We start from the raw sequence: 13,537 nt of genomic DNA on the forward strand, positions 1-13,537 counted from the left end.
TATTACAGGCAGATGCCAAATCTGTAGGAGCAGCCGGTCGACGCTCGATTGCTCGCGATAGCGGTATTTCAGTCAACACGATGTTGAATGTGCGGCCGCCATCGCGAGCAAGCGTTGCTCCTACAAAGAGCGAGTTGTTCAGATCAGGTGCAAATGGTTGTCCCAGAGCCCCGCCGGCAGTTCCAACGGTTTTGCAACCAGATTTGTCTGGCGGCAATCGTAGTACCGGCAGCGTCCCTGTCCCGAGGTCACGACAAAACCGTCGGCCACCGCGCCCACGCCGGCGCAATCGGGAAGTGGCGCGTCCAGGCGCACTTCACCGCTGTCCATATCCCAAATGAAAAAGCGGTTGCCCCGTGGCGCGGTCAACGCCACCAGGCGCAAGTCGCTGTGCACGGCGACGCTCGCGGTGTAGTGCCCCATGGCCTGCAACTGATGCTCGGGCACCGGGAACGCCACGAAGGGCTGACCGGGACGCTTGATGGCCAGCAGCTCCGAGCGCTCGTGCGATGCCCCCATGAATTGCTGGCCGGCGACGATGGTGCCGTCGCTGGCAATGCCCAGGTGACGCACGCTGTTCATCTGTTGGGCGAGGGTTTCCTTGCTCAGCAATGTTCCGTCGCGTTGCATCAGGACCAGGCTCGGCTCCATGGCGTCGAGGTTCATCTCGACACGGCTTTCAGCCTCGGTACGAATCCCGCCGTTGGCCACCACCAGGGTTTCGCCATCGGGCATCCACGACACCTGATGCGGGCCGATGCCGTGGGTGGAAATCTCTCCACTGTGGACCAGGCGTTCGCCTTCGAATTTGTATACGCCGAGCAGGCCGCGACCCGGATCTGTCGTGTCGTTTTCGGTGGCGTACAGCCAGTCGCCGCTGTGGTGAACCACCGCGTGACCGTAGAAGTGCCGGTTCGGCTGCGACGTCACGGTTTGCAGCAACGTACCGTCACGCAGGTCGATCAGGTAGCTCTCGGTGCCCGGTCGCCGGGCGACGAACAGCGCGATCGGCAGCGTCGGGTGGTTGATGATGTCGTGGCAGCGCTGGCCGACCCGGGTGGCAAATACCCGGGTGCCATCCAGCCGATAACCGACGGCATAGTGCTTGCCGTCGGTATCGTCCCGCGCTGACAGCAGCAACGGGCTTTGATCCTTGCGCTTGAACAGCGTCCAGCCGCCCAGTGTCACTGCTCCCAGCAGCAAACTACCTAAAGTCAGAGCCTGACGTCGCAGCATGGAAGTCGCCCTCATCAGTCACCGTCATTGGCGTTGAAGCCCAGTTGGATGCCCAGCGCCTTGGCCAGATCGCTTTCGTGCAGGCGGTGGACGACGTTAAGGCTGTCGTAAAGATCGTTGAGTTGCTGGCGACCGGCGTCGTCATTGAGCATTTCGGTCAACGAGCGCTGGTTGCTGGCAAACAGTTTCAACGATGCGGCATAAGCGGCGTCGATCTTGTCGGCCAGTGGTTTCTGGTCGCTCGGCAACAGACCGCGCAGACCTTTATTGTCGACACCTTCCCACACTGTTCTGGCGGCGGCGAGACTGGCTTCCATGCCCGTCAGGGACGATTGGCTGCGCCACGCGTCGGCCTGGAACGGTTGCGGCACACCCTTGGTCTGACGGCCCATCGGCGTGCCGAGTTTTTTCTTCAAACTGTCGAGGGCAGTGACCTGCACACGCAGCAGATCGGCGATCGCTTCGTGGGAGTCGGCATAGCGCTGGTTCGGGAATTTGCTCAACTGCGCGAGCATGCCGTCGGTGTTGTTCCAGGTTTGCAGAATCTCTTCGGCCAATTGTTTCTGACGCTCGCCGATGGCGATCAGCAGCGGGCAGTACTTGGCCTTCTGCTCGGCGTTGGTCACATCAGGCTTGCTGTCGAACAGAATGTATTCGTAGGCCGACAGGCCCTGAACCACAACGCTGGACTTGGCCAGCGCGGCGGCGTCGATCTGTGGCTGCGCGGCAACCAGTTGTTCGACCTGACGGCCGACAAGGTTTTTCTTGTCTGGCCAGAATTGTACCTGCCACGAACGGTTGCCTTCGGCCAGTGGCCCGATCAGTAGCGGTTGCAGCTCGGCCCAGGCTTTCTGCGCGTGCAGGAAATCGGCGCGGGCGGTTTCCAGGGTTTCCTTGCCTTCGCAATAGGCGAGGGCGCTGACGGCCAGTTGGCGATCGGCCTCAACCCAGCGGGTATAGGTCGGCAGAATCACCGACTTGGCGATGGCCGCCGAAGTGACGGCCTGCGGGTCTTGCGGCGAGCAGGCGCCCAGGGCGAGCGCGGCAAGGCTGGTGAACAATAATTTGGGACGGAACATGTCGGGCTCCCGCTGGAGTGCGAATTAAAGGGAATTCAAAAACGCCAGCAACGCAGCGCGCTGCCCGGCATCGAAAGACAAAACCTGTTGACGCGCAGCCGCAGCTTCGCCGCCATGCCAAAGCACGGCCTCGAGCAGGTTGCGGGCGCGGCCATCGTGCAAAAACTGGGTGTGACCACTGACCGCTTGCGTCAACCCGATGCCCCACAACGGCGGGGTACGCCAGTCGCGGCCACCGGCCTGGAATTCGCTGCGGTTGTCGGCCAGACCGTCGCCCATGTCGTGCAGCAGCAGATCGCTGTACGGCCGAATCACTTGATTGGCCAGTTCAGGTTCGGCGGCGTTGGCGGCGGTGGTGTATTTCGGTGTGTGACAGGACTGGCAACCGGCCTGGTAAAACAGGTTCTTGCCGGCCAGCACTTCAGGCGCGTTGACATTGCGGCGCGCCGGTACGGCAAGGTTGCGGGTGTAGAACAGCACCAGACGCAGGATGTTGTCGCTGACTTCCGGCTCGCCATCGGGACCGGCGCCGCTGGGTGCCTGTTTACAGGCGGTTTGTGCATCGGTGCAGTCATCAAAGGGTCTGAGGCGGGTCGTGAGGCCCATATCCCCGGAAAACGCGTGAACATTCTGTTGATTGAGATTGGGTTGCCCGGCTTTCCAGCCAAATCGCCCGAGGACGGTTTTCTGCTGGGCGTCATCCCAGACCCGGTTCGGGCGTCCGGTGATGCCGTTTTTCTCGTTCGCCTGGGCCTGGGCGTTCGCCAGAATGGCCTCTTCAGGGATGGCTTCCAGCAAGCCCAGGCCGATCATGGGTGGTGCAACCCGCGCCGAGAAACGTGTGTCGGGGTGCATCGGGCCGTAGCCTAGCTGGGTGATGTTCAAGGTCGGCTTGCGCAGCTCGACTTCGGTACCGTCCTTAAAGCGAACCGGCACCGGTGTGTAATCGACCCGCACCTTGCCTTCCGGGGCGACGCCGGGCACGGCCATGTCCTGGAATTGCCCGCCGTAGACCGGTTCGGGCACCACGCCCTGCTGCTCGATGATTCTGGCGTAGGCCGGGGTATCGGGGATCGACAGGCGCACCAGCATCGACACGGCGTTTTGTGCACCCGGCGCCGGCGGGTGACCGCGGCCGTCCTTGATATGGCAGCCCTGGCAGGCATTGGTGTTGAACAACGGGCCGAGGCCGTCACGGGCGGTGGTGGTCGACGGGGCGATCACCCAGGGGCTGCGAAAGAAGCTGTTGCCGACACTGAAATCCACGCGCCGCGATGGCGGCAGGTTGGCTGATGGCAGCGAGAAAGCGTTCTGGTCAGTCTTGCGCACGGTCGTACCGCCCCCGGAGCGGGCTTCACCGGGTTCTGCCTTGGTAAAACGCGGGGCGTCATCGCAGGCACTCAGGCCCAGGGCCAGAAACAGTGCGGACAAGCGAAGAAGCAGCGGGGGCATCAGACATCCTGCAAGACGAGTAAAACGGGGGCGCAAAGTCTAACAGGGGATGGGAATTTGAATAAGAGGAATTATCGTTTGCTTGATGTGGGGCAGGGTTTGAGATCGTGTCGCGGCCATCGCGGGCAAGCCACGCTCCCACAGGGATTGAAGGTGCTCACAGATGATGTGATCAGCACGGATACTGTGGGAGCGGGCTTGCCCGCGATGAGGCCATCAGCATCACCGCAAATATCAGGCATGAAAAAGGCGACCCGGAGGTCGCCTTTCTTGTTCACTCAGCCCGCGTTGATCAGAATTCGTGATCAGCGTTGTCCGGGTTCAGGTCGGCGATCCCCAGTTTGCCAGCAGCGGCTTCGATCGAACCGGTCTGCTTGACCAGCGAAGCAATGGCATCACGGACGATCTGGTTACCAGCGGTGTTGCCCGCGGCGATCAGTTGGTCGTAGTGCTCACCCTTGTTGGCGTGATCGACGATGACCTGCAACTTGGCTTCAGTCGCGGCCAGGTCGGCTTTCAGCGCGGTGTCGGCCGCCGGGTCGGCCTTGGCCACCAGCGACGACAGGCTGGCGCCGGTCATTTTGCTGCCGTCGGTGCGGGTGTACTCGCCCAGGTACACATTGCGAATGCCCTTGGCATCGTAGAAGTGCGAGTTGTGGGTGTTGTCGCTGAAGCAATCCTGCTCGTCTTCAGGGGAGTTGGCTTCCAGGGAAACCTTCATGCGCTCGCCTGCCAGTTCGCCCAGGGACAAGCTACCCATGCCGAACAGCATTTTGCGCAGGCCGCTTTCAGCCGGTTCGGCTTCCAGGGTGGCGCGGTAGTTGTCGGCCACGTTCGGCTTCCAGTTGCCGACCATTTCTTCCAGGTCGCTGACCAGCAGTTGGGTCACGGCTTTCAGGTAAGCGCGACGACGATCGTTGTGGCCGCCGGTGGCACCTTTGCCTTCCAGGTAGTCCGAAGCTGGACGGTTGCCGGCGCCTGGGCCGGTGCCGTTCAGGTCCTGGCCCCAGAGCAGGAATTCGATGGCGTGGTAGCCCGTGGCGACGTTGGCCTCGGAACCGCCCAACTCGTTCAGGCTGGCGAGTTTTTCCGGGGTGATGTCCTTCACGTCGACCTTGTCTTCGCCGATCTGGATTTGGGTATTGGCGATGATGTTAGCGGTGGCGCCCGGGTTACCCAGCGCGTGCTCGTAGGATTTGTCGACGTAGTCGATCAGGCCTTCGTCCAGTGGCCAGGAGTTCACCTGTCCTTCCCAGTCGTCGATGATGGTGTTGCCGAAGCGGAACGCTTCACTTTGCAGGTAAGGAACGCGGGCCGCGATCCAGGCCGCCTTGGCGGCTTTCAGGGTGTCGGCATTCGGCTTGGCGAGGAAGGCATCGACGGCGGTTTGCAGGGTTTTCGCGGTGGATTCGGCGTCGCTGTAAACCGCGAAAACCATGTCGGCATAGTGGGCGACAACGGCTTTGGCAGCGGCTTCATCGACTTTACCGGCCGCGGCAGGTGCAGCCGGGGCCGCAGCGGTGCTGGCAGCCGGCGCAGGTACGGCAGCTTTTTCCTTGTCTTTGCCTTCACCGCAACCGGCGAGAGAAATTGCGATGGCCAACAGACTGGCGGTAGCCAGAGGCATACGAATCATGGCGAACATCCTGCTTCGAGAGGGGTTGAATGGCGCGCCCGGCGCGCAAAGTGCCACATAATGCAAATCTTTCGCATTATGTGTAAAGAGTTGTTCTTGGAAATATTTCTTATTCGCGGGACGGATAGCGCGGATAAAAAAAACGCCGCCGTCTTTGCCCTCTGTAGGAGCGAGCTTGCTCGCGATGGGCGTGAACGATGACGCGGGCTTTCTGGAAAAACGCGTCACCTTCAAATTCATCGCGAGCAAGCTCGCTCCTACAGGGGGGCAAACGCGGCGGCAGTCTTTACATAATCGCGGCGTTGCTGCGCTGGGCCTGCTTCAGATAAGCGCCCAGCTCCCTTGCGGGCAGTGGTTTGCTGTAGTGATAGCCCTGACCTTCATGGCAGCCTTCGGAGATGATGTAAGCCTCCTGTTCGGCGGTTTCCACGCCTTCGGCGATCACCTGCATGCCCAGGCTCTTGCCCAGCTGGATGATGGCGCGAACGATGGTCGCATCGTCGTCGTCATCGAGCAGGTCCTGAACGAAGCTCTTGTCGATCTTGATCTTGTCCAGCGGCAGGCTTTTCAGATAGCTCAGCGAGGAATACCCCGTACCGAAATCGTCGATCGCGATCAGCGCGCCGGAACGACGCAGGCTGAGCAAATGCTGGGCGGCGGTGCTGATGTCTTCCATCAGGCCGGTTTCGGTGACCTCCAGCTCCAGGCTGCGCGGTGGCAGGCGATACATTTGCAGCAGGTTGTTGACCACCCTTGGCAACTCGGCGTGGTGCAGTTGCACGGTAGACAGGTTCACCGCCATGCGCAGGTCGCTGAAGCCCTGGTCGTGCCAGTCGCGCAACTGCTTGCAGGCCTGATCCAGTACCCACTCGCCGATGGCGATAATGGTGCCGTTCTGCTCGGCCAGCGGGATGAACAGGTCCGGTGGAACCAGCCCGTGTTCCGGGTGCTGCCAGCGAATCAATGCCTCGACGCCGACTACCCGGTGATCGCGGTAGCTGATCTGCGGTTGGTAGACGAGGTAGAACTGCTCGCGGGCCAGGGCGTCGCGCAGGTCTTTTTCCAGCTCGCGACGGCGGCGCATTTCGGTATCGACGCTGGCGATATAGAACTGATAGCGATTGCGCGAGCGGGTCTTGGCCAGGGTCATGGTCTGCTCGGCTTTTTGCAGCAGCTTCTCGGTGCTGTCGCCGTCTTCGGGGAACAAGGTGATGCCGATGGTGGCGCGCAGGCGGATTTCCTGATGATCGAGGGCAAACGCCGCTTCCAGGTCATCGAGAATGCTTTGGGCCAGTTCGGCGGCTTCGTAGGGCTGCTCGATATCGGCCTGGACCAGGGCGAACTGGTCGCCGCCGAGGCGTGCAAGGGCGCCGAGGCGTCCGCTATGCGCCCGCAGGCGATCGGCCAGGGCCAGCAGCAACTGGTCGCCGGTCTGGTAGCTGAATTGTTCGTTGATGCCCTTGAAGTCGTCGAGGCCGACGCACAGTACGGCAACCCGGCGTTGCAGTTTGCCGGCATCGACCAGAATCTTGTCCAGTTGCGTTTGCAATTGTTGGCGGTTCGGCAGGCCGGTGAGGAAATCGTACTGGGCCATGCGCAACAGGCTGTTTTCCGCTTCGTGGCGCAGATGGGTATTGCGTTCGATGGACTCCAGCAATTGGTTGGCGGTGTTGATCCAGATCCCCAGTTCGTTTTTCTCGTGGCCCTTGAGCAGCGGAATCTTGTGTTCGCTGGGACGATCCGGATTGATTTCGGTCAGGTGCTCGATGATCCGCGACAGGGGTTTGGTCAACAGCCAGTGATAAACCAGATACAGCACCAGCCCCATCGCCAGGGCGCGCAGCACGCCGGAAATGAAGATGATCACCGAACTGACGATAAAGCCTTGTCCGTAGGTGGCCGTGTCGAGGGTGATGCTCAAGTCACCGTAATACTCGCTGTACGGGCCGCGACCCACCAACTGGGTGGTGAACGTGCGTTCCTGCCCTAGGATCAGGTCGGTCAGCCAGCGACTGTTGGACTGCTGCAATTCGCGGGATTTTTGCGCGAGCATGGCTTCATTGGGATGGCCGATGGAAGCCTGGCGTACGGCGTCGTCCTGAAACAGGCCTTCGATAACCTGCATGCCCATTTCCCGGTCCAGGCTGTAGACGGCCTGGGTCGAGGGGTCACGAAACATGTCCAGAATGCGTTCGGCATCGCCGGCGACGGCCTGGCGTGTTTTATAGGCATCGAAAACGATCTGCGCGCAGCTCAAGACCACGCCGACGATCAATGCCGACAGGAGCACGACCCGGAGCAACTTCACCGACAAGCTGTTCTTGAGTTCCAGCTTCAAAAGGCTATTCCTTGTTCCGTGCGGGTAGCATCAAGTTGCCATGAGTATTGGCAATCCCGTGATGGCAGTCAAAGGGACAATCATCCTTGCGGGATTTTGCCTGCAGCTTGGCCGATAGGGTCTTGACTGGGGTAATTGTCCGATTAGTACTGTGTCGGTTGTCGAGTCCTTCAACTTGAGGGGGGAGGTGGAGATATTTTCCTTCTGGTTGATCTTAGACGGCTGTGGCGGGGGGGCAAGGGGGTGAAGGCTCGTTTCATCCTGGGGAATGGACCCGCTTTGTGTATTGGCGCGATTTTCCTGTAGGAGCTGGCTTGCCAGCGAAGACGGCCAAACAGCCGACCTGACCTTGTTGACTGAGTACATATCCGTTGCTGCGGTAACGGCCACTTGCGGTTTCGCCCTTACGGCGAGTCACTTGGAAAAGCCCCAAGTAACCAAGGGCTCTTGCCCCTTTCGTTCGGTGCCTCGCTAATGCTCGGCATACCCTCGTTCCGGTCCTGCTCCGTGGGCCCGCCGCGATCGGCCATCCCTGGCCGGGCGCGGCTAACCCGGCATCCATGCCGGGTTGCCCACTGCGCAGAACCTCCACTCGGCCTCTCGAGGTGGCAAGAAGATCAAAAGCCAAAGCAACGCGAGGCGGCCTTATAGCCGACCTGGCTTTCTCGGATGTACCCGTTCCCCTGTAGGCGCTGGCTTGTCGGGTCGCCGCATCGCAGCGATGACGGCCGAACAGTCGACCTGATTTTCGTGGATGTACCGACTCCCCGTGGGAGCTGGCTTGTCGGGTCGCCGAATCGCAGCGATGACGGCCGACCAAGCGCCACAACTCTTCGCTCATTACCCGGCCCATAAAAAACCCGGCATAAAAGCCGGGTTTTTTGACTGGCATCGAGCTTAAGCGGTGAAGGTCTTGCCTTCGAACTGCTCAGCCACGAACTTCCAGTTGACCAGGTTCCAGAACGCTTCAACGTACTTAGGACGCAGGTTGCGGTAGTCGATGTAGTAGGCGTGTTCCCAGACGTCGCAGGTCAGCAGCGGGGTGTCGCCGTTGGTCAGCGGGTTGCCGGCGCCGATGGTGCTGGCCAGGCCCAGGGAACCGTCAGCTTTTTTCACCAGCCAGCCCCAGCCGGAGCCGAAGGTGCCGATGGAGGTCTTGCTGAACTCTTCCTTGAACTTGTCGAACGAACCGAACGCAGCGTTGATGGCTTCAGCCAGTTTGCCGGTTGGTTGACCGCCAGCGTTTGGCGCCAGGCAGTTCCAGTAGAAAGTGTGGTTCCAGACCTGAGCGGCGTTGTTGAAGATACCACCCGAGGAAGTCTTGACGATCTGTTCCAGGGTCTTGCCTTCGAACTCGGTGCCTGGCACCAGGTTGTTCAGGTTCACGACGTAGGTGTTGTGGTGCTTGTCGTGGTGGTATTCCAGAGTTTCCTTGGAAATGTGCGGCTGCAGTGCATCGTGTGCGTAAGGCAGTGGCGGCAATTCGAAAGCCATGGTGGATCTCCTAATCAGGTCAGTTGCGGTGGGCGCAAGGCCGATCACGGGCGGCCAGACAAGCGCCGGGGAGTTTTATACTCTTTGCGGCGCAGGTGTCGGATCATAGCACCGGGGGTGCGGCATAACCACGCAACAACTGTGTGGAATAGAGGTTCCAGAGCCTTTTGGAATAAATCAGCCAGCCATGATCAGTTGCAGCGCTACAGCGAACATCATGACAGCCACCAGCAGATCGAGGATTCGCCAGGTACTTGGCCGAGCCAGCCACGGAGCCAGCCATGCGGCACCCAGTGCCAGCGTGAAAAACCACAGCAACGAGGCACTGGCCGCACCGACCACATAAGCGCCGGGCTCGGTTTGTTGCGCGCCAAGGGAGCCGATCAGCAAAACGGTGTCCAGATACACATGGGGGTTGAGCAGGGTCACGGCCAACGCACTGAGCATCACTGCCCGCAACGAACGAACGGTCTGATTTTCCCCCTGTTGCAGGCTTTGTTTTGAAAACGCCCGGCGCAACGCCTGACTGCCATACCAGATCAAAAACACCGCGCCCCCCCAGCGGGCGACCGCCAACAGGGTCGGGTTCTGCGCCAGCACCGTGGCCAGGCCGAACACACCAGCGGCCACCAGAATCGCATCGCACATCACGCACAGTGCCGCCACCGGCAGGTGATGCTCACGTCGCAGGCTTTGCGCCAGCACAAACGCGTTTTGCGTGCCGATCGCCATGATCAGGCCGAAGGCCACCAACAGGCCATTTACGTAGCTTTGCCACATGAGGGTTACTCCGCGTTCGCTGCCAGGTCGCGCAGCACTTGCATCGCGCGTTCGGCGTCGGCCTGGCCGACGAACAAATGGTCGTGGTAATAGCCCGCGATCACATTGCAGCTGATGCCCGCCCGGCCCAGCGCCGTGGCGAACGCGGCGGTCAGGCCGACGGCCTCGAGGGCCGAGTGCACGTTCAAAGTGATCCAGGCCGCGACGTAGTCGAAACTGAAACCGGCCCGTTCAGCGTGGGACCGTTCAAGAATGACCGTCAGGCCTTCCTGCTCACGGAAGCTGCCGACGATGTCCAGGCCTTGCGGCAATTGCCCGTCGCGCAGAGTGCAGAACACGTATTCGCCGGCATTGAGTTGCGGGCTCATGCTGCGCAGCAGCGTTGCCAAAGATGTTTCGCCAGCCATGTCGGTGTTTCCTGTTCAAGAGTTCTTGCTGGCCATTCTCTGGTACATCGCTGTATAAGAAAAACCAATAATGCTGATCGCTCATTAGGAAAACTGATGTTCGACTATAAATTGCTTTCTGCCTTGGCCGCGGTGGTCGAGCAGGCGGGTTTCGAACGGGCTGCGCAGGTCCTGGGTTTGTCGCAATCGGCAATTTCCCAGCGCATCAAATTGCTCGAAGCGCGGGTTGGCCAGCCGGTGCTGGTACGAGGTACGCCCCCGTCTCCAACCGAGATTGGCCGGCGTCTGCTCAACCATGTGCAGCAGGTGCGCTTGCTTGAGCGTGACTTGCAGAGCCTGGTGCCTGCGCTGGACGAAGAAGGTGTGCCGGAACGCCTGCGCATCGCGTTGAACGCCGACAGTCTGGCGACCTGGTGGGCGCAGGCCGTGGGGGATTTTTGCGCGGATCAGCATGTATTGCTGGACCTGATCGTCGAAGACCAGACCGTCGGCCTCAAACGTATGCGCGCAGGGGAAGTGGCGGCCTGCCTGTGTGCCAGCGAGCGGCCGGTGGCCGGCGCCCGCAGCGTGTTGCTGGGGGCGATGCGCTACCGGGCATTGGCCAGCCCGGCCTTTATTGCCCGACATTTCCCCCAAGGCGTACATGCCGGGCAGTTGGCCCGAACGCCGGCCCTGGTATTCGGCCCGGATGACTTCCTGCAGCATCGCTACCTGGCATCCCTGGGCGTCGATGGCGGATTCGAACACCATTTATGTCCGTCGTCAGAAGGCTTCATCCGACTCACCGAAGCTGGGCTCGGCTGGGGGCTGGTGCCGGAACTACAGGTACGCGAACAACTGGAACGCGGCACTTTGCTGGAGCTTTTGCCAGATAAACCGATCGATGTGCCGCTGTACTGGCATCATTGGCGCAATGGCGGTCAGTTGCTGGGTCTGCTCACCGATCAGTTGGTACGCGCGTCGAAGCAATGGCTGGTGCCGTTGGACTGACGGGCAGCGTCAAGACCTCACGCAATACGCAAAAAGAAATATTCGGAGCAATACATGAAAATTCTGGTCACCGGCGCAAGCGGTTTCATCGGCGGGCGCTTTGCGCGTTTCGCCCTGGAGCAAGGCCTGGACGTGCGGGTCAACGGTCGCCGGGCCGAGGGGGTGGAGCATCTGGTGCGGCGTGGCGCCGAGTTTATCCAGGGCGACTTGAGCGACCCGCAATTCACCCGCGAGCTGTGTTCCGATGTCGAGGCCGTGGTGCATTGTGCCGGCGCCGTCGGCCTATGGGGGCGTTATCAGGATTTTCACCAAGGCAACGTCCAGGTCACCGAAAACGTGGTCGAGGCCTGTTTGAAACAGCGGGTTCGGCGCCTGGTGCATTTGTCCTCGCCGTCGATCTACTTCGATGGCCGCGATCACTTGGGCCTGACCGAAGAACAGGTGCCCAAACGCTTCAAGCATCCCTACGCCGCGACCAAATACCTGGCCGAGCAAAAGGTGTTCGGCGCCCAGGAATTCGGCCTCGAAACCCTGGCACTGCGTCCGCGTTTCGTCACCGGTGCCGGCGACATGAGCATTTTCCCGCGTCTGCTCAACATGCAGCGCAAGGGCCGACTGGCAATCATCGGCAACGGCCTGAATAAAGTCGATTTCACCAGTGTGCAAAACCTCAATGAAGCGTTGCTCAGCAGTTTGCTGGCCAATGGTTCAGCCCTGGGCAAGGCTTACAACATCAGTAACGGAACGCCGATCCCGTTGTGGGATGTGGTCAATTACGTCATGCGCAACATGGAAGTCCCACAAGTTACGCGCTACCGTTCCTACGGTTTGGCCTACAGCGTCGCCGCCCTCAACGAAGGCGCGTGCAAGCTGTGGCCGGGTCGCCCGGAGCCGACCCTGTCGCGACTGGGCATGCAGGTCATGAACAAAAATTTCACCCTGGACATCAGCCGCGCCCGGCATTATCTGGATTACGACCCGAAGGTGAGCCTGTGGACCGCCCTCGATGAGTTCTGCGGCTGGTGGAAGGCCCAGGCTATTCGCTGAACAGCCCACACTGAACCGACTCCGGGGTTGAGGGTCAATCGGTGCGACTGTGGGGGTTATACTCGCCGCATCAAGCCATCACCGTTTCACAAAGGTTGACTCAATGTCCATGCGTAACGATGCCAACGACGACTTCGATGATGTACCGAGCCTGCGTGCCGACAGCCTCGACGACGATGACTATGTACCCACCGCGCGTACCACCGTGCATTCGCGCACCACACCTGTGGTCAAGGTCAAGAGCCCGAGCACCGGGCCGTTGTGGGCGCTGGTGGGCGCGTTGTTCTTTGCGTTTGCAGGCCTGGCCTGGTGGAGCTTCCAGCAGATTTCGCTGATGGAGCAGCAACTGGTGGCGACCCAGGAAAGTTTCGCGCGCATCAGTGAGGAAGCGGCGGGGCGCCTGCAGGACATTTCCGGCAAGGTTGTGGCCAGCCAGACCAACGTCACCAGCGACAGCGAAGCCTTGAAGCTGCAAATCAAGCAGCTGGAAAGCAAGCTGCAGGATCAGGGCAAACAGCAGCAAGGCGTGGCCGGTCAGGCTTCGGACCTGGACAAGCGCCTGGCGCAGATGACCGCGCAAACCACCGAACTGGACAAGCATCTGGCGCAGATCACGGCCCAGAACACTGAGCAACAGACGGCCACCATTCAATTGCAGGCTCAGGTCAAAGTCTTGAACAGTGATGTGGCCACGCTGAAAAGCGCCCCGGCGGACACGGAAAAATTCGACGCCCAGCTGAAAAGCCTCGGCGCCGACATCACCGCCTTGAAGAAACAAGGCAACCCGACCGCCGCCATCGATCGTCTGGAACAGGAAGTCGTCATCCTCAAGAGCCAGCAGGACAATCGCCCGGCGACCTCCCAAAGCTCGGCCAACATCGCGGAGTTCGACGCCTTCCGTGGCCAGGTCACCCGAAACATCAATACCCTTCAGGCGCAAATCCAGAACCTGCAACAGCAACTGCGCGCCCGTCAGTAAAACCGAGGGTATTTGTAGGAGCGAGCTTGCTCGCGATGGTCGTCAACGAAAACGCGGGGTTACAGGATAAGCGCGGCGCTCTTTAGTCCATCGCGGGCA

General features: G+C 60.6%; 11 protein-coding genes. 3 read left to right on the forward strand and 8 right to left on the reverse strand.

Annotation, left to right across the window (positions count from 1 at the left end; translation table 11 throughout):
• Positions 1-138: 138 nt before the first annotated feature.
• The 8 genes from BJ917_RS22280 to BJ917_RS22315 form a co-directional block, all read right to left on the reverse strand.
• On the reverse strand, positions 139-1,236 hold the full coding sequence (locus tag BJ917_RS22280; RefSeq protein ID WP_096509265.1) for a DUF1513 domain-containing protein: 1,098 nt from the start codon (positions 1,234-1,236) through the stop codon (positions 139-141).
• Positions 1,237-1,250: 14 nt separating this feature from the next.
• The gene (locus BJ917_RS22285) at positions 1,251-2,315 is read right to left on the reverse strand and encodes an imelysin family protein (RefSeq protein WP_096509266.1); all 1,065 of its coding nucleotides are present in this window, start codon (positions 2,313-2,315) and stop codon (positions 1,251-1,253) included.
• A gap of 24 nt (positions 2,316-2,339) precedes the next feature.
• On the reverse strand, positions 2,340-3,767 hold the full coding sequence (locus tag BJ917_RS22290; RefSeq protein ID WP_121104566.1) for a di-heme oxidoredictase family protein: 1,428 nt from the start codon (positions 3,765-3,767) through the stop codon (positions 2,340-2,342).
• A gap of 292 nt (positions 3,768-4,059) precedes the next feature.
• On the reverse strand, positions 4,060-5,403 hold the full coding sequence (locus tag BJ917_RS22295; RefSeq protein ID WP_121104568.1) for an imelysin family protein: 1,344 nt from the start codon (positions 5,401-5,403) through the stop codon (positions 4,060-4,062).
• A 286-nt stretch (positions 5,404-5,689) separates the two neighbouring features.
• On the reverse strand, positions 5,690-7,741 hold the full coding sequence (locus BJ917_RS22300) for a bifunctional diguanylate cyclase/phosphodiesterase (protein WP_096509269.1): 2,052 nt from the start codon (positions 7,739-7,741) through the stop codon (positions 5,690-5,692).
• An 897-nt stretch (positions 7,742-8,638) separates the two neighbouring features.
• Positions 8,639-9,235, reverse strand: a complete 597-nt coding sequence (locus tag BJ917_RS22305) for a superoxide dismutase (RefSeq protein ID WP_096509270.1) — start codon at positions 9,233-9,235, stop codon at positions 8,639-8,641.
• A gap of 177 nt (positions 9,236-9,412) precedes the next feature.
• A complete protein-coding gene (locus BJ917_RS22310; RefSeq protein WP_096509271.1) occupies positions 9,413-10,015 on the reverse strand; it encodes a LysE/ArgO family amino acid transporter in 603 nt (200 codons plus the stop codon).
• A 5-nt stretch (positions 10,016-10,020) separates the two neighbouring features.
• The gene (locus BJ917_RS22315; RefSeq protein WP_096509272.1) at positions 10,021-10,422 is read right to left on the reverse strand and encodes an ACT domain-containing protein; all 402 of its coding nucleotides are present in this window, start codon (positions 10,420-10,422) and stop codon (positions 10,021-10,023) included.
• 96 nt (positions 10,423-10,518) lie between these two features.
• Between BJ917_RS22315 and BJ917_RS22320 the strand changes: the two genes are divergently transcribed.
• The 3 genes from BJ917_RS22320 to BJ917_RS22330 all read left to right on the forward strand — a co-directional run bounded on the left by BJ917_RS22320 (position 10,519) and on the right by BJ917_RS22330 (position 13,438).
• Positions 10,519-11,412 carry a LysR family transcriptional regulator ArgP gene (locus BJ917_RS22320; protein ID WP_096509273.1) on the forward strand — a complete coding sequence of 298 codons (894 nt, stop codon included), beginning with the start codon at positions 10,519-10,521 and terminating at the stop codon, positions 11,410-11,412.
• Between the two features lie 54 nt (positions 11,413-11,466).
• The gene (locus BJ917_RS22325; protein WP_096509274.1) at positions 11,467-12,459 is read left to right on the forward strand and encodes an NAD(P)-dependent oxidoreductase; all 993 of its coding nucleotides are present in this window, start codon (positions 11,467-11,469) and stop codon (positions 12,457-12,459) included.
• A gap of 103 nt (positions 12,460-12,562) precedes the next feature.
• Positions 12,563-13,438 (forward strand): ATPase, encoded by an 876-nt coding sequence (locus tag BJ917_RS22330; RefSeq protein ID WP_121104570.1) that lies wholly within the window; start codon positions 12,563-12,565, stop codon positions 13,436-13,438.
• Positions 13,439-13,537: the final 99 nt, after the last annotated feature.

Source organism: Pseudomonas sp. WPR_5_2 (assembly GCF_003634475.1).
Taxonomy (GTDB): Bacteria; Pseudomonadota; Gammaproteobacteria; order Pseudomonadales; family Pseudomonadaceae; genus Aquipseudomonas; species Aquipseudomonas izuensis.

What these genes read in the sequence shown, in the direction of transcription:
- BJ917_RS22310 (WP_096509271.1), bottom strand. Translation starts at nt 10,015, where the DNA reads ATGTGGCAAAGCTACGTAAATGGCCTGTTGGTGGCCTTCGGCCTGATC.
- BJ917_RS22285 (WP_096509266.1), bottom strand. Translation starts at nt 2,315, where the DNA reads ATGTTCCGTCCCAAATTATTGTTCACCAGCCTTGCCGCGCTCGCCCTG.
- BJ917_RS22330 (WP_121104570.1), top strand. Translation starts at nt 12,563, where the DNA reads ATGTCCATGCGTAACGATGCCAACGACGACTTCGATGATGTACCGAGC.
- BJ917_RS22290 (WP_121104566.1), bottom strand. Translation starts at nt 3,767, where the DNA reads ATGCCCCCGCTGCTTCTTCGCTTGTCCGCACTGTTTCTGGCCCTGGGC.
- BJ917_RS22325 (WP_096509274.1), top strand. Translation starts at nt 11,467, where the DNA reads ATGAAAATTCTGGTCACCGGCGCAAGCGGTTTCATCGGCGGGCGCTTT.
- BJ917_RS22280 (WP_096509265.1), bottom strand. Translation starts at nt 1,236, where the DNA reads ATGCTGCGACGTCAGGCTCTGACTTTAGGTAGTTTGCTGCTGGGAGCA.
- BJ917_RS22295 (WP_121104568.1), bottom strand. Translation starts at nt 5,403, where the DNA reads ATGATTCGTATGCCTCTGGCTACCGCCAGTCTGTTGGCCATCGCAATT.
- BJ917_RS22320 (WP_096509273.1), top strand. Translation starts at nt 10,519, where the DNA reads ATGTTCGACTATAAATTGCTTTCTGCCTTGGCCGCGGTGGTCGAGCAG.
- BJ917_RS22305 (WP_096509270.1), bottom strand. Translation starts at nt 9,235, where the DNA reads ATGGCTTTCGAATTGCCGCCACTGCCTTACGCACACGATGCACTGCAG.
- BJ917_RS22315 (WP_096509272.1), bottom strand. Translation starts at nt 10,422, where the DNA reads ATGGCTGGCGAAACATCTTTGGCAACGCTGCTGCGCAGCATGAGCCCG.